Below are 14,940 nucleotides of genomic sequence, written 5' to 3'. Positions count from 1 at the left end.
CATGGATGCCCACATCACCACCCCACGTCCCGGCCGCTGGCTCTGGCTCGCCACCGTGAGCCTGGCGACCGCGGGCTTCATCGCCATGGGCGTGCGCCCGGCGCATGCGCAGGAAGCGCCCGCCGGCCCGCGCTTGAAGACCGAGAGCCCGTATTTCTTCGTGAAGAGCGACGACCCCTCGGTCGACCGCCTGCCCCTGAAGGGCACCGAGGTCTCGGTGAAGATCTCGGGCGTGATCGCCGACGTGACGGTCACGCAGACCTACCGCAACGAAGGCCAGCGCGCCATCGAAGCGAAGTACGTCTTCCCAGGCTCGACCAAGGCCGCCGTGAGCGGCCTCAACGTGCGCCTGGCCGACCGGCTCATCACCGCGCAGATCCGCGAGAAGCAGCAGGCGCAGATCGAATACGACACCGCCAAGAAGGAAGGCAAGACCGCCGCGCTGCTCGAGCAGCACCTGCCCAACGTGTTCCAGATGAACGTCGCCAACATCCTGCCCGGCGACGACGTGAAGGTGGAGCTGCGCTACACCGAGCTGCTGGTGCCGCAGTCGGGCAACTACCAGTTCGTGTTCCCGACCGTGGTCGGGCCGCGCTACAACTCGCCGCAATCGGAGAACGCTCAGGCCAAGTGGGTCGCGCAGCCGACGCTGCCCGCGGGCGTGGCGCCGAGCACCAGCTTCAGGCTCAAGGCCAGCATCGACACGCCGATGGGCATCAAGGAAATCCGCTCAGTCACGCACACCATCGACGTGAAGAAGAGCGACGAAGACCAGCACGCCGACATCGCGCTCAAGGCCGACGGCCGCCCCGCCGACAACCGCGACTTCGTGCTCGACTACCGCCTGGCGGGCGAAAAAATCGAATCGGGCCTGATGCTCTACAAGGGCCAAGGCGAGAACGCGGAGAACTTCTTCCTCGCGATGGTCGAGCCGCCGAAGGCCGTGGTCGCCAGCGCCATCTCGCCGCGCGACTACATCTTCGTGGTAGACATCTCGGGCTCGATGCACGGCTTTCCGCTCGACACCGCGAAGACGGTGCTCGAACGCCTGATCGGCGGCCTGCGCCCGAGCGACACCTTCAACGTGCTGCTGTTCTCGGGCAGCAACAAGATGCTTTCGCCCAAGTCGGTGCCGGCCACGCGCGCCAACATCGAGCAGGCGCTTGCCACCATTCAGAACTACAGCGGCAGCGGCAGCACCGAACTCATTCCCGCGCTGAAGCGTGCGTATGCCGAGCCCAAGGAAGAGAACGTATCGCGCAGCATCGTGGTGGTGACCGACGGCTACGTGACGGTCGAGCGCGAAGCCTTCGAGCTGGTGCGCAACAACCTCTCGAAGGCCAACGTGTTCGCCTTCGGCATCGGCTCGTCGGTCAACCGCAGCCTGATGGAAGGCATTGCGCGCGCTGGCATGGGCGAGCCCTTCATCATCACAGACCCGGTGCAGGCGCCTGAGCAGGCCGCGCGCTTTCGCCGCATGGTCGAGTCGCCGGTGCTCACCAGTGTGAAGGCCACCTTCGGCGGGCTCGATGTGTACGACGTGGAACCACAGGCCCTGCCCGACGTGCTCGGCGAACGCCCGGTGATCGTGTTCGGCAAATGGCGCCCGGATTCGAATGGACAAGCAAAAGGCCGCGTGATCATCGAAGGCCAGAGCGCCAGCGACCCCTACCGCCAGGAAGTGCGCATCGACGACCGCACCCGCCAGGACACGGCCGCGCTGCGCACGCTGTGGGCCCGCCACCGCATCCAGAGCCTGAGCGACCAGGAAACGCTGGAAGGCGGCACGGCCTTCAAGGAACGCATCACCGAGCTTGGCCTGAAGTACAGCCTGCTCACGCAGTACACGAGCTTCATTGCCGTCGACAAGGTGGTGCGCAACGTGGCGCCGCAAGACAGCGTGGGCGTGAACCAGCCGCTGCCGATGCCGCAGGGCGTGAGCAATCTGGCGCTGGGCGCCGAAGTGCCGAGCACGCCCGAACCCGAATCGCTAGGCGCCATCGCCGTGGTGCTGTCGATGCTCGCGATGCTGCGCCGCCGTGCGCGCCGCAGCGATGCGCGTCGTTTTACTGCCTGAACAAAACAAAAAGAGAGAACAAAAATGTCTTTGGCAACGCTCGCCCACCGCCACCCGCGCATCGTGGATTGGGGCATCCACATCGATCGCACGCCGGCTGCCGGCTGGCTCGGGTTGCAGTTTCTTGCGCTGATGCCGACCTGGGTCTGGATGGTGCAGCGCATGCGCGACGGCTCCGACGATCCGATGGGCCTGCTGGCGCTGGTTGCCCTCGCGGCGCTGACCTGGAGCCGCCGGCATGAACTGCGCGCCTCACCGCGCCTGGGATGGCTCGCGCTGGCGGGCGCGGGCACTGTGCTCGCGACGCTGCTGCGCACAGGGCTCGGCTTTGTGCCCGCGCTGCCGCCGCTTGCGGCCGGGCTGGTGGCCGTGCTGGCGTTGGCCTGTGGGCTGCTGGCTTTCCTGCCGCGCCGCGTGGCGGCGTTTCCGGTGGCCGGGCTTGCGGTGCTTGCGTTGCCGCTGCTGTCGTCGCTGCAGTTCTACGCCGGCTATCCGCTGCGCGTGCTGACGGCCGAAGTCAGCCGCTGGCTGCTGGCGCCGGGTTTCGACGTGGCGCGCGAAGGCACGAGCCTGATGGTCGATGGCCGCCTGGTGATCGTCGATGCGCCCTGCTCGGGCGTGCAGATGGTGTGGCTCGGCTACTTCACGGCCTGCGCCGTCGCGCTGTGGGCGCGCCGCAGCGACCGCGCCTTCATGCGCCGCCTGCCGATGGTCGGCCTCTTCGTGCTGGCCGGGAACATCGTTCGCAACAGCGTGCTGATCGCCTTCGAAGGTGCCGGCCATCCGCTTGCGCCATGGGCGCACAACGCGCTGGGCCTGCTGGTGCTGGCCGTAGCGTGCGGCGCCATCGCCCGCCTCATGGTGCCGGCGCAGTCCGAACCCCAAGCTGCCGAACATCCCATTCCAGGCCTCATCACCACCCAAGGAAGCCGCCATGTCGACACCGTTCTTTGAACGCTGGTTTGCAAACCATTTCATCAATCGCATCGGCCACAAGACCGCCTTTGCGCTGGCGATGGTGCTGTGCGTGCTGTGGTCGGCAACCGCGGCCATGCGGGCACCGGCGGAACCGGTTGCTGCAGTGATGTCGCACGAATGGCCTAGCGAGTGGGATGGCGTTCCGTTGCGCCCGCTGGCCCTGAGCGACGTGGAACAGCGCTTTGCCGACCGCTTCCCCGGCGCCATCGGTCGCATGACCGACGGCACGCAGACCCTGGTGATGCGCGAGGTGGCGCAGCCCACGCGCATGCTGCACCCGGCCACCGACTGCTACCGCGCGCTGGGCTACCGCATCGAACAGGCGCGCCTGGAACGCGATGCGCAGGAGCGCATGTGGCGCTGTTTTGTTGCGCAACGGCACGGCGCGCAAAAAATCCGTGTTTGCGAGCGCATCGTCGATGCCCGGGGCACTGCTTTCACAGACACTTCAAGCTGGTACTGGGCAGCGGCCAGCGGCCAATCCCATGGGCCGTGGCAAGCTGTCACGGTGGCAAAACCGATCTGACGATCCGAGAACGTGCCTTGAAGAAGATCCTGCGATTCGTGCTCTATGGCCTGCTGGCCTTGGTCATTACAGCGTGTGTAGCTATCTTTTTGATAGTCAAGCTGGCGCTCGCGCCGGCTGCGGGTGAGTGGAGCACCACGGTGAAGGCGGGGCCATTGAATTTCGAGATCGGCATTCCGACCGCAGTGCGCGTGGCCACCTCGTCGTGGTTCGCGCCTTATCTCGACGGGCGCTCGCTCGACACCAGCTTCGGCACCGTGCGCTTCGCCTGGAAGCCGGCCGGCGAGTTGCTGGAGATGCAGTGCGCGCCCTGCAGCGCGGAGGTGCCGGCGCTCGGCACCCAACCGATCCGGGTCGAACGCCTGATTGCCACCGTGAAGCGCGACGGCAACACGCTCAACGGCACCTTCGAAGCCACGCCCCAGGGCACCGACACCACCCGGCTGCAAGGCAACTGGGACGGCAGGCTCGCGCCGAAGAACATCCATCTGAACGCCAGCGTGCAGGACGCGCCCATCGCGCGCTGGTACGCGGTGCTGGTGCCCACCCTGCCCGAGCTGCAGCGCGCGCGCATCGGCGGCACGCTGGCGCTGCGCGGCCAGTTCGTGCTGCCCGAGGCCACCTTCGCCGTGCAGCCCGTTATCAGCCAATTCACGGTCGAGGGCTTGGGCACCGAGGCCATGCTCAACGCGCGCACCAGCTGCGGCCCTTCGGCCAAGCTCGCCAACGACAGCTGGCTGGCGCGCGCCGTCATCGCCGCCGAAGACCAGCGCTTCTTCACCCACAGCGGCTACGACCTGACCGAGATCCTCGCGTCGATCGACAACAACCAGAAGCCCGGCCAGATCCGGCGCGGCGGCAGCACGCTCACGCAGCAGCTGGCCAAGCTGCTGGTGACGGGCAGCGACCGCACGGCCGAGCGCAAGCTGCGTGAGCTGCTCTACGCGGTAGAGATGGAGCAGACGCTGGGCAAGGCCCGCATCCTGCAGCTGTACCTGGACAACGCGCCCTGGGGCGGCAACATCTGCGGCGCCGAGGCCGCGGCGCGCCGCTACTTCAAGCGCAGCGCACGCACGCTCGAACCGGCGCAGGCCGTGTGGCTTGCCGCCATGCTGCACAAGCCGCAGGCCGTGCTCGAGCAATGGCGGCGCGATGGCCACATCGACGCCGACCGCATCAAGTGGGTTGCCGAGGGCATCCGCGGTATCAGCCGGAACCAGCGCGAAGCGCTGCTCAAGGGCGTGGCCGCGGCGAAGTTCACGGCGCCGGAGGCCACGCCATGAACACCACGACACTGAACGTCACCGACATCGAAGCCATCGAGCGCGCCACCATCGCGGCGGTCTCGCCCGACCTGACCGAGGAGCTCGACGGCTGGCTGCTGCCCTTTGCCGGCGGCACCGTGAAGCGTGCCAGATCGGCCGTGCCGCTGCATCGCAGCGCGGTCGATCACGCAACGCTGGACCGCATCGAAGACCGCTACGACAGCCGTCAGGTCGTGCCCGCGCTGCGGCTGGCCGACGCGCCCTGCTTCGACGGGCTGCGCACCGAGCTGGAGCGGCGGCACTACATCGGCGACAGCCCCACCTGCGTGCAGATCGGGTCGATGCAGCGCATGCGGCAGGTGGTCGCGCCGGGCGGTGCATTGGCCGATGTCGACCGCGCGCCCGACGACGCCTGGTCGGCGCTGTTCCTCGGCGAGGGCTTCGATCCGGTGGACGGCGCCCATCGCGTGCGGATGCTGTCGCGGGCCAAGGGCACGCTCTATGCCAGCGTGCGCGAAGGCGGCCGCACGCTGGCGGCCGGCGCAATGGCGTTCGGCCACGGCTGGGCCAGCGTGCACGGCATGCGGACCGACCAGGCGCAACGCGGGCGCGGCCTTGCGGGGCGCGTGCTCGCCGGGCTGGCGCAGGCCGCATCGGCGCGCGGCTTCGAGCGGGTGTTCCTGCAGGTCGACGCACACAACCACCCGGCGCTGTCGCTCTACCGCCGGGCCGGCTTCGAAACGCAGTGGAAGTACAGCTACTGGCAGCGCCAGCAGTGGCCTTGACGGGCGGGTGGCGCGGCAGGCGCGTTAGTGCCACCATGGACGCATGACGAATGCCAACCACCACGCCAACCACCCCACCGATCCCGTCGCCACGCCGCGTGGCATCGACCACATCGTGGCCGGTGTTTCCACCAGCGATGGCGACGGCGTGAAACTCACCCGCGTGCTGCAGCAGCCCCTGCAGAAGCGGCTTGACCCCTACCTGATGCTCGACGCCTTCGGCAGCGACAACCCGGGCGACTACATCGGCGGCTTCCCCAACCATCCGCACCGCGGCTTCGAGACCGTCACGTACATGATCGCGGGCCGCATGCGCCACCGCGACAGCGCGGGCCACGAAGGGCTGCTCGAGAACGGCGGCGTGCAGTGGATGACCGCCGGCCGCGGCCTCGTGCACAGCGAGCTGCCCGAGCAGGAAGAAGGCCTGATGGAAGGCTTTCAGCTGTGGCTCAACCTGCCTGCCAAAGACAAGATGCGCGAGCCCTGGTATCGCGACGTCCAGAGCGAAGAGATTCCCGAGTTCACCACCACCGGCGGCGCCCACGTGCGCGTGATCGCGGGTGCGAGCCACGGCATCGAGGGCGCGGTGCGGCGCGAGCACACCGAGCCGCTGTACCTCGACATCACGCTGCCGCCGGGTGCCGAGTTCGCGCAGCCGCTGCCGGACGATCACAACGCGCTGGTCTATGTGTTCCGCGAATCGCTGTGGATCGCGGGCAGCGAAATCCCGACGCGGCGCATGGCGATCCTGGCCAACGACGCGGGCAGCGACGGCGTGGTGCTGCGCGCCGGTGCAACCAACCACAGCCCGGCGCGCGCGCTGCTCATCGCCGGCAGGCCGCTGCACGAGCCCATCGTGCAATACGGTCCCTTCGTGATGAACACGCAAGAGCAGGTCAAGCAGGCGGTGCACGACTTCCAGAACGGCAAGCTGGGCTGATCGGGCCTGTAGTCGCCCACCTACCGAAAGTCGGCATCGGGCACGGGTCCCGGCCGCAGCAGGAGCCGCCTAGATTGCGGACATGCCCCCCACGATCCGGAAAGGACAGGCGCCCGACACGCTGCAACGCGCCCAGTTCCACGAACGCTTCATGCAGCCCTTCCAGGACCCGGCTTTCCAGGCCGAGACAGATTCGCTGCGGCGCATCGAGCTGATCGCATGGGAGGCCTACCAGCAAGGTCGCAAGGCGCCTGTCACTCGCAAGGCCGGGCCCGGCTACGCGGACCCCGAATACGAACTTTCCGTCGACTGGCTCGAAGCGAAGGCGCGTATCGACGCGGCACAGGCCGCGTGGAGCCAGCCGCAGACGCCTTCGCGCGTGCTGCTGGTCAACGGCTCGCCGCGCAACGACGGCACCTGCCCCGGCGAAATCTCCAAGACCTGGCGCCTGGCCGAGCTCGCGCGCGAGGTGCTGGATGGCCATGGCATCGAAACCGACCTGCTCGACCTGAGCCTGATCACCTCCGAATACGGCCTGCAGATCCACCCCTGCAAGGGCTGCGCCTCCACCGCCATGCCGCTGTGTCACTGGCCCTGCAGCTGCTACCCGAACCATTCGTTGCGCCAGACCGGCGACTGGATGAACGAGATCTACGAACGCTGGGTGTCCGCGCACGGCGTGATCCTGCTCACGCCCACGCACTGGTACCAGGCCACGAGCCCGCTGAAGCTCATGATCGACCGCCTAGTCTGTGCCGACGGCGGCAACCCCGACCCCACCAGCACGCACGGCAAGAAACCAGACGAAGCCAAGGCGCTTGAGCTGGAAGGCTGGGGCTATCCCAAGCACCTGGACGGCCGTGTTTATGGCGTGGTGGTGCACGGCGATGTGGCCGGCATCGAGAGCCTGCGGCGCAACCTCTGCGACTGGCTCGACTGGATGGGGCTGGTCGATGCCGGCACGCAGGCGCGGCTCGATCGCTACATCGGCTACTACGAGCCCTATGCCACCAGCCACGACGCGCTCGATGCCGACGCCGACGTGCAGGAAGAAGTGCGCAACGTGGCGCGCGCCGTTGCCCGGGCGGTCGATGACCTGCGCGCCGGCAGGCTGCAGGTGCCCGATCGCGGGCTGAAGCGGCCGCGGCCCAAGTAGGACGAGTGATCCAGGAAAAAAGTCACGCCGAGCGGCTGCTCTGGCGGTCGCGGTTCACCATTCTTTACGCAAGCTCACGCAGGGCTAACTGGCGCGACACAGAGCTCTTTCACACTTCGTCTCACCTGCTGCCCATCGGTGGCGGGCTTCTTCGAAAGGAAGCAACTCTCATGATTTCTCTTCGCCAACGCATCGTCTGGGCCAGCCTGCTGGGTTCGGCCGCCCTCGCCTCTTCGGGCGCCTTCGCTCAAGCGCCGGCCGCCGCTCCAGCCGCACCCGCCGCCGCGGTGGCCCAGGCCGACAACGCTGCCGCGCCCAAGGCGCAGCACAAGCGCATGGACCCCGCCAAGCGCATGGAGCGCATGCAGGAGCACCGCGCCAAGCGTCTTGCCGCCCTGAAGGAAAAGCTCAAGCTCACTTCGGCACAGGAAGGCGCATGGAGCTCCTTCACCACCGCGACGCAGCCGCCCGCCGGTCCGCGCCCGCACATGGACCGCGCCGAGTTCGCCAAGCTGACCACGCCGGAGCGCCTGGAACGCATGCAGACCCGCCAGGCCGAACGCAGCGCGATGTTCGCCAAGCGTGCCGACGCCACGAAGACCTTCTATGCCGCGCTGACGCCCGAGCAGCAGAAGACCTTCGACGCTGAGACCGCGCACTTCGGCGGCCCCCGTGGCCACGATGGCCATCGCGGTCATGACGGCCACCGCGGTGCACCGGCACCCGCCAAGGGCTGACCCCCGCCCCCGACGCGCCGGTGACGGCGCCGTCGAAGAAAAAGCCCGCAACGCTTCCGCGCTGCGGGCTTTTTCATTAACGGACTGACCTTGTCAATCCGGCGTGCCGGTGCCGGTCTTGTCCGTCGGGTTGGTCACCACGTTCGGGCGCTCGCCCTTCTGGCCGAACTGCGGCTTGACCTTGCGCCCTGTCTGGCTGACTTCCGCGCGAGACATCTCGCCGGTCGGCTGCGGCATGGCGTTGGGCTGGTGATTGATCATGGTGGTTGCCTCGCCCTTTGGCACCATCGTGGTGGCGTTGCTGCGGTTCTGCGCGCGGGCCTCGGCCTTCACCGCCTCGCGCGATGCGGGCATCGAGTTGTCGGGGCGCTGCGGCGGGTTGGCGACGCCGGCCGGCGTCATGGTGCTGGCCTCGCCGCCCACCGAGGCATCGGGCTGGGCGGGAATGGACGTGGTCTGGGCCAGGGCGATGCCTGCCGTGCCCAGCAGCGCGGCGAGAACCGTGGCGCGAAAAGTGACTTGCTTCATGACTTTCTCCTTGTGGCTTGTATCGATGTCGATGGATGAAAATGCGGGCTGCTTGTCTCGAGCCCTGAATTCACCGTAGGAGCGGTGAAATTCCTGCCGTGTGGGGGTGCGGCAGGCCTGCCTGTAGGAGCCGGCCGCCATGGGAGCCCGCCGCCACGCAGCGAAAGGGGCGAATGGGTCCCAAGAAGGTGGCGCGTTCCTACAGTCAGCGCGCGCAGGGCCACGTACAACCCGCACAACGATGTCTTCTTCGCCCATTCCCGACGCCGCGGCGGCCACGCCAGTCTTGCCGACCTCGCTCAAGGTCATGACGGTGAACACCCACAAGGGCTTCACCGCGCTCAATCGCAAGTTCATCCTGCCCGAGCTGCGCGATGCCGTGCGCACCGTGGGGGCCGACGTCGTGTTTCTGCAGGAAGTGCTGGGTACCCACTCGCGCCATTCGCGCAAGGTGAACAACTGGCCTGAGGCGCCGCATTACGAATTTCTGGCCGACACCATGTGGCCGCAGTTCGCCTACGGGCGCAACGCGGTGTACCCGAAAGGCCACCACGGCAACGCGGTGCTCTCGAAATTCCCGATCGTGCATTTCCGCAACCACGACGTGTCGGTGAGCGGTCCCGAGAAGCGCGGCCTGCTGCATTGCGTGCTGCGGCTGCCGGGCCGCGTCGTCGACGTGCACGTGATCTGCGCGCACCTCGGGCTGGCCGAGGGGCACCGGGAGCAGCAACTGGAGCTGCTGTGCCACATCGTGCGCGACGAGGTGCCGTCCGATGCGCCGCTGATCGTGGCGGGCGACTTCAACGACTGGCGCGGCCGCGCGCACGACATCCTGGAAAAAGGTGCCGCGCTGCGCGAGGTGTTCGTGCATGCCAACGGCCGCGCGGCCAGGACCTTCCCGGCGCGTTTCCCGGTGCTGCAGCTGGACCGCATCTACGTGCGCAATGCCGGCGTGCACGCGCCCGTGGTGCTGCCGCGCCGGCCGTGGTCGCACCTGTCGGACCACGCCCCGCTGGTGGCGGACATCGACCTGTGAGCGGGCAAGCCATGAGCAACAACAACCACTGGATCGGCGGCAACCGCATCGAACTGCTGGAGAACGGCGAGGAGTTTTTTCCGCGCGTGTTCGATGCCATCAGGCAGGCGCAGCGCGAGGTGATCGTCGAGACCTTCATCCTGTTCGAGGACAAGGTCGGCATGCAGCTTCATGCTGCCATGCGCGAAGCGGCGCAGCGCGGCGTGAAGATCGATGTGCTCATCGACGGCTTCGGCTCGCCCGATCTCTCGCGCGAGTTCATCGAGGGCCTGAGCGCGGCCGGCGTGAAGGTGCGGGTGTTCGACCCAGGGCAGCGCTTTTTAGGCCAGCGGCTCAATGTGTTCCGCCGCATGCACCGCAAGATCGTGGTGATCGACGGCGAGCGCGCCTTCGTCGGCGGCATCAACTATTCGGCGGACCACCTGCTCGACTTCGGCCCCAAGGCCAAGCAGGACTACGCGGTCGAGCTCGCGGGGCCGATCGTGGCGGAGGTTCATCAGTTCGTGCTGCGCGCCATCGCGCTCGGCGGCAAGGGCGCGGGCTGGTTCCGCCGCCGGCTGAAGCAGGCGCCGCGCGCCGGGCAAGTGCACGCCGGCGAGGCCGATGCCATGTTCGTCACGCGCGACAACCGGCGCCACACCAACGACATCGAGCGGCACTACCGCGCCGCGATCCGGGCGGCGCGCGAGCGCATCGTGATCGCCAATGCGTACTTCTTTCCGGGCTACCGCTTCATCAAGGAGCTGCGGCGCGCGGCACGGCGCGGCGTGGACGTGCGGCTCATCCTGCAGGGCGAGCCCGACATGCCGATCGTGAAGACCGCCGCGAGCATGCTGTACCACCACCTCATGCACGCCGGCGTGCGCATCTACGAGTACTGCGACCGTCCGCTGCACGGCAAGGTTGCGCTCATGGACGACAAGTGGAGCACCGTGGGCTCGAGCAACCTCGACCCGCTGAGCCTGTCGCTCAACCTAGAGGCCAACGTGATCGTGCGCGACGAAGCCTTCAACAAGGTGCTGTGGGAGCGCATGGACCAGCTGATGCAGCACAGCTGCAAGCAAGTGGAGGCGGCCGACCTCGCCAGCGAATGGAGCGGCTGGCGGCTGGTGCGCAGCTTCTTCGTCTTCCACATCCTGCGCTGGTATCCGGCCCTGTTGGGCCGCCTGCCGCGCCACGTGCCGCGCCTGACGCCGGCCGAGGCCACCGACCTTGCGAGCCGGCGCGACACCAGCCGCAGCAATCCGGCCGGCGGTGCGACGCAGACGGAAACCGCCTGAGCGGAAAGGCCGCATCGCAATGAGCACGATGGCACTCTCCCGCCACAGCTGGTGGCCCTGGGCCCGCCGCGCGGCGATGTGGGGCTTCTTCGCGCTGATCGCGTGGCTGCTCGTGCGGCAGGCGCGCACCATCGACTGGGAAGAGGTGCTCGACGCCATTCGCGCGCTGCCTCTCATCTTCCTGCTCGCGGCCGGCGCGCTGGCGGCCTGCAGCTTCGCGCTCTACAGCACGTACGACCTGCTGGGCCGGTACCTGACGCGGCACCGGCTCGGCACCGGCACGGTGATGGGCGTGACCTTCATCAGCTATGCCTTCAACCTCAACCTCGGTTCGCTGGTGGGCGGCGTGGCATTCCGCTACCGGCTCTATTCGCGCCTGGGGCTCGCGAACGACACCATCACGCGCGTGCTCGGCTTCAGCATGCTGACCAACTGGCTCGGCTACCTCGTGGTGGCCGGCGCGGCCTTCTGCTTCTGGCCGATGACGCTGCCGCCCGACTGGAAGATCGACAGCGGGGGCTTGCGCATCCTCGGCGCGGTGCTGCTGATGGCGGCACTGGCCTATCTGGTGCTGTGCGCCACGGCACAGGGGCGCACCTGGCGCGTGCGCGGCCATGCGTTCAAGGTGCCCGGGCTGTCGATGGCGCTGCTGCAACTGGCCATGTCGTGCACCAACTGGTCGCTGATGGGCGGCGTGATCTGGTTCCTGCTGCAGGGGCAGGTCGGCTACGCGCATGTGCTTGCTGTGCTGCTGGTGGCAGCGGTGGCCGGCGTTATCACGCACGTGCCGGCGGGGCTCGGCGTGCTCGAGGCGGTGTTCGTGGCGCTGCTTGCGCACGAGGTGCCACAAGCGAAGCTGCTCGGCGCGCTGCTGGCCTATCGCGGCCTGTATTACCTGCTGCCGCTGGTGGTGGCCACGCTGGGCTACCTGGTCACCGAAGCGAGGGCCAGGCGGCTGCGCGTGCCGGCGAGGCCAAGGCGCTAGAAGTGGTAGGTGTAGCGCAGCTTGACGAAGTTCTCGCCCGGGTTCGGCTTCTTGATGCCGCCATTCGAGAAGTGCTGCAAGCGCAGTGACAGTTCGTGCTCGCCCTGCTCGCCAAAGCTGCGTCCCACGCCGAGCACTTCGGTGAACTGGAAGGCGGTGCTGAAGCTGCGGTCGGGCGTCTTGTAGACGTGGTCCATCACGCTGCCGCCGACGCCGCCTTCGGCAAACCAGGGCGAGCTGCCGTGGTCGAAGCGGTAGCGCCAGGTGTAGATCGCGCCGATCTGCGCGTAGTCGTGCGGGCCGTCGCCCAGCGCGGGCGCGTGCCAGTTGCTCAGGAACACGTCCCAGTAGGTTGTGAGCGCGCCTTCCTGCACCGGCTGGCGCAGTGACCACGGGAAGGTCATGCCCACCGTGGCCGAGTTGGTGCTGCCCATTTCGCCGTGCGGGGCGCGGCCCCCTTCGACATAAATACCGCGTGCGCTGTCTTCGAACGCATGGGCCACTGTGCCCAGCAGGCTGAAAAGGCCCGCGAACACGGCAGCCCGCAGGGGCGCGGAAGCGTGGAATCTCATGATGCGACTTCTAGATGCATGAAGTGGAAATAAGTCGACATCATTAATTTCTGCCGCGTTCGATATTCGATCAGCACGTAATTTCCACATCGGAAAGTGGGACTTGATCAACAAAAATGCAGAGTCAGATTTGTTGCGCTGCAGCATTTGCAGCCGGCGAAGCCTATAGTGGTCCGACCCCCTACAACCGCCTTCGAGCGCACCGCCCCACATGTCGTCTCTTACCTCCGCCGCCCGTCTGGCCAATCCGCTCATGCAGTGGCTCGACTTGGCGCTCAAGACCAACGAGATGCTGCTGTCCTCCGGCTCGGTGATCCGCATCCGGACCGAGCGCATCGCCAAGGCCGGGCTCGCGCCCAGCGCGGCCGACCTGGCGGAATTCCAGCTCATGGGCGACGAGAAGCTCGCGGCCGCGAGCGAATCGGGCATTGCCATGGTGAAGCAGTGGCACCGCAGCCATTTCTCTCTCGCCAACCGCGTGCTTCAGCAATGGGTTCAGAGCACGACGGCTTTCTTCTCGCTCGCAGGCAGCGTCACGCCGGCCCAGGCGGCAGCGCATGGCGACGCATTCGTGCAGTCGGCAGCCGGCACGGTCAACGCCGCGAGCCAGTTCCCGGGCATTGCGGTACGCATAGCGCGCGAAGGCCTCAAGCCGATCCACGCAGCAGCCACCTCTAACGCCCGCCGGCTGGCTGAGCTGGAATCCTGACCGAGGAAGCCGGAAAGCCGCTCAGGGCTTCGCCGGCACCAGCGTCAGCAGCGTGATTTCAGAAGGCGCGCCAAAGCGCTTCGGCGGGCCCCAGTAGCCGGTGCCCCGGCTCACGTACACCCACATGTCGTGCAGGCGGTGCAGGCCCGCCGTAAAGGGCTGCTGCATCGGCACGAACAGGTTCCACGGGAAGAACTGGCCGCCGTGCGTGTGGCCCGACAGCTGCAGCTGGTAGCCGGCGGCTGCCGCCAGCACTGCGCTGCGCGGCTGGTGCGCGAGCAGCACGCGCGTGTGCACCAGCGGCGGCGCGTCGTGCAGCGCCAGGTGCGGATCGCTGGCATGCGCAGCGTCGAAGTGCCCGGCGGTGAAGTCGGTCACGCCGGCCAGCACCAGCGCGCTTTCGAACAGCTCTTCGTCGGTCTGCGCGCCGCGCACGTTGCGCGTCTGCAGCACCACGTGTTCATTGAGCAGCACCTTCAGGCCCAGCCGGCGCAGCTCGTCGATCCAGGCGTGCGCGCCTGCGTAGTACTCGTGGTTGCCCGTAACCACGAAGGTGCCGTGGCGCGCGCGCAGCCCGGCCAGCGGCGCGATGTGCTCGCGCAGTTCGGGCACCGTGCCGTCGACCAGATCGCCGGTGATCGCGATGGCGTCGGCGCCGAGGCGGTTCACCGCGTCGACGATGCGCTGGATGTAGGCGCTGCGAATCGTCGGCCCCACGTGGATGTCGCTGAGCTGCGCGATGGTGAAGCCTTCGAGCGCCTGCGGCAGGCCCTGGATGGGCACGTCCACCCGCTTCAGGCTGGCCGTGCGGCGCGCATTGAGGAAACCGATTGCCGACGTGGCCGTGGCCATCGCCAGCACCGCCAGCGCGCTCCATGGCTGCAGGGCGTTCCAGTGCACCTGCACGCCGCCCAGCGCGCTCGCGAGCCAGGCCAGCAGCAGGCCCGCGTCGCGCACCAGCGTCAGCACGAACATCGACGAGAACCAGCCCATGCTGATCAGGCCGACCCACTTGAGCACCTCGCCCGCCGAGGCATCGCGCCCGATGCGGCGCGATGCAAAGGGCAGCGGAATCGTCACCGCTGACACCACCAGCGCGAGCAACGCCAGCGGCCATGCGGGCGTGAGCATGGCCAGCGCGGGCAGCAGGCGCAGCGCTATATAGACATGCAACAGCGCGGTCAAAGCGCTCAGGGGACGGATCGGCATCGGGGCAATGGGGTCGGGCACTGCCCGGGATACACCACCTGCAAGGCGCATGCCGCGCATTCAAGATACCGGAAGGCGCCGCAATCGCTATTTTTTCTATAGCGCAAGGCGCCCGGATAGCAAGCGTTGTGGCCCAGTGGAGTTAACAAAGCAGGTG

At 67.7% G+C, this 14,940-nt stretch carries 15 protein-coding genes; 12 read left to right on the top strand and 3 right to left on the bottom strand.

Features of this window, described 5'->3' with window-relative positions:
• Nucleotide 1: 1 nt before the first annotated feature.
• The 8 genes from ACSFBF_RS19395 to ACSFBF_RS19360 all read left to right on the top strand — a co-directional run bounded on the left by ACSFBF_RS19395 (nucleotide 2) and on the right by ACSFBF_RS19360 (nucleotide 8,464).
• Nucleotides 2–2,077: a VIT and vWA domain-containing protein gene (locus ACSFBF_RS19395; RefSeq protein WP_435469735.1), complete on the top strand. Its 2,076-nt coding sequence runs from the start codon at nucleotides 2–4 to the stop codon at nucleotides 2,075–2,077.
• Between the two features lie 24 nt (nucleotides 2,078–2,101).
• Entirely contained in the window at nucleotides 2,102–3,031 is a 930-nt protein-coding gene (gene xrtQ / locus ACSFBF_RS19390) for an exosortase Q (RefSeq protein ID WP_435469733.1), read from the top strand.
• The gene (locus ACSFBF_RS19385; protein WP_093057134.1) at nucleotides 3,012–3,581 is read left to right on the top strand and encodes a hypothetical protein; all 570 of its coding nucleotides are present in this window, start codon (nucleotides 3,012–3,014) and stop codon (nucleotides 3,579–3,581) included. Before xrtQ ends, ACSFBF_RS19385 begins: the two co-directional genes overlap by 20 nt.
• 17 nt (nucleotides 3,582–3,598) lie before the next feature.
• Complete coding sequence (locus tag ACSFBF_RS19380) at nucleotides 3,599–4,864, top strand: biosynthetic peptidoglycan transglycosylase (RefSeq protein ID WP_435469731.1); 1,266 nt, start codon at nucleotides 3,599–3,601, stop codon at nucleotides 4,862–4,864.
• The gene (locus ACSFBF_RS19375) at nucleotides 4,861–5,631 is read left to right on the top strand and encodes a GNAT family N-acetyltransferase (RefSeq protein ID WP_435469729.1); all 771 of its coding nucleotides are present in this window, start codon (nucleotides 4,861–4,863) and stop codon (nucleotides 5,629–5,631) included. The genes ACSFBF_RS19380 and ACSFBF_RS19375 overlap by 4 nt, the downstream gene beginning before the upstream one ends.
• Nucleotides 5,632–5,674: 43 nt before the next feature.
• A complete protein-coding gene (locus ACSFBF_RS19370; RefSeq protein WP_435469727.1) occupies nucleotides 5,675–6,571 on the top strand; it encodes a pirin family protein in 897 nt (298 codons plus the stop codon).
• An 82-nt stretch (nucleotides 6,572–6,653) separates the two neighbouring features.
• A complete protein-coding gene (locus ACSFBF_RS19365; RefSeq protein ID WP_435469725.1) occupies nucleotides 6,654–7,727 on the top strand; it encodes a flavodoxin family protein in 1,074 nt (357 codons plus the stop codon).
• Between the two features lie 170 nt (nucleotides 7,728–7,897).
• The gene (locus ACSFBF_RS19360) at nucleotides 7,898–8,464 is read left to right on the top strand and encodes a Spy/CpxP family protein refolding chaperone (RefSeq protein WP_435469723.1); all 567 of its coding nucleotides are present in this window, start codon (nucleotides 7,898–7,900) and stop codon (nucleotides 8,462–8,464) included.
• Nucleotides 8,465–8,557: 93 nt separating this feature from the next.
• Here ACSFBF_RS19360 and ACSFBF_RS19355 read toward each other — a convergent pair whose 3' ends face one another.
• Nucleotides 8,558–8,992, bottom strand: a complete 435-nt coding sequence (locus tag ACSFBF_RS19355; protein WP_435469721.1) for a serine/threonine protein kinase — start codon at nucleotides 8,990–8,992, stop codon at nucleotides 8,558–8,560.
• A gap of 241 nt (nucleotides 8,993–9,233) precedes the next feature.
• Between ACSFBF_RS19355 and ACSFBF_RS19350 the strand changes: the two genes are divergently transcribed.
• The 3 genes from ACSFBF_RS19350 to ACSFBF_RS19340 are packed head-to-tail and all read left to right on the top strand — an operon-like array spanning nucleotide 9,234 to nucleotide 12,293.
• Nucleotides 9,234–10,028: an endonuclease/exonuclease/phosphatase family protein gene (locus ACSFBF_RS19350; RefSeq protein WP_435469719.1), complete on the top strand. Its 795-nt coding sequence runs from the start codon at nucleotides 9,234–9,236 to the stop codon at nucleotides 10,026–10,028.
• Between the two features lie 11 nt (nucleotides 10,029–10,039).
• Entirely contained in the window at nucleotides 10,040–11,308 is a 1,269-nt protein-coding gene (gene clsB / locus ACSFBF_RS19345) for a cardiolipin synthase ClsB (RefSeq protein WP_435469717.1), read from the top strand.
• A gap of 19 nt (nucleotides 11,309–11,327) precedes the next feature.
• On the top strand, nucleotides 11,328–12,293 hold the full coding sequence (locus tag ACSFBF_RS19340) for a lysylphosphatidylglycerol synthase domain-containing protein (protein ID WP_435469715.1): 966 nt from the start codon (nucleotides 11,328–11,330) through the stop codon (nucleotides 12,291–12,293).
• On the opposite strand, the gene ACSFBF_RS19335 is transcribed toward ACSFBF_RS19340, so the two are convergent.
• On the bottom strand, nucleotides 12,290–12,865 hold the full coding sequence (locus ACSFBF_RS19335; protein ID WP_435469713.1) for an acyloxyacyl hydrolase: 576 nt from the start codon (nucleotides 12,863–12,865) through the stop codon (nucleotides 12,290–12,292). The genes ACSFBF_RS19340 and ACSFBF_RS19335 overlap by 4 nt on opposite strands.
• A gap of 211 nt (nucleotides 12,866–13,076) precedes the next feature.
• On the opposite strand from ACSFBF_RS19335, the gene ACSFBF_RS19330 reads away from it, so the two are divergent.
• Nucleotides 13,077–13,574, top strand: a complete 498-nt coding sequence (locus tag ACSFBF_RS19330) for a polyhydroxyalkanoate granule-associated phasin (RefSeq protein WP_093057143.1) — start codon at nucleotides 13,077–13,079, stop codon at nucleotides 13,572–13,574.
• A 21-nt stretch (nucleotides 13,575–13,595) separates the two neighbouring features.
• On the opposite strand, the gene ACSFBF_RS19325 is transcribed toward ACSFBF_RS19330, so the two are convergent.
• Complete coding sequence (locus ACSFBF_RS19325; RefSeq protein ID WP_435469709.1) at nucleotides 13,596–14,843, bottom strand: metallophosphoesterase; 1,248 nt, start codon at nucleotides 14,841–14,843, stop codon at nucleotides 13,596–13,598.
• Nucleotides 14,844–14,940 lie beyond the last annotated feature (97 nt).

It is taken from the genome of Variovorax nivicola (assembly GCF_051216475.1).
In the GTDB taxonomy this organism is placed as follows: Bacteria; Pseudomonadota; Gammaproteobacteria; order Burkholderiales; family Burkholderiaceae_C; genus Variovorax.
This window is presented reverse-complemented; position numbering and strand designations above follow the sequence as displayed.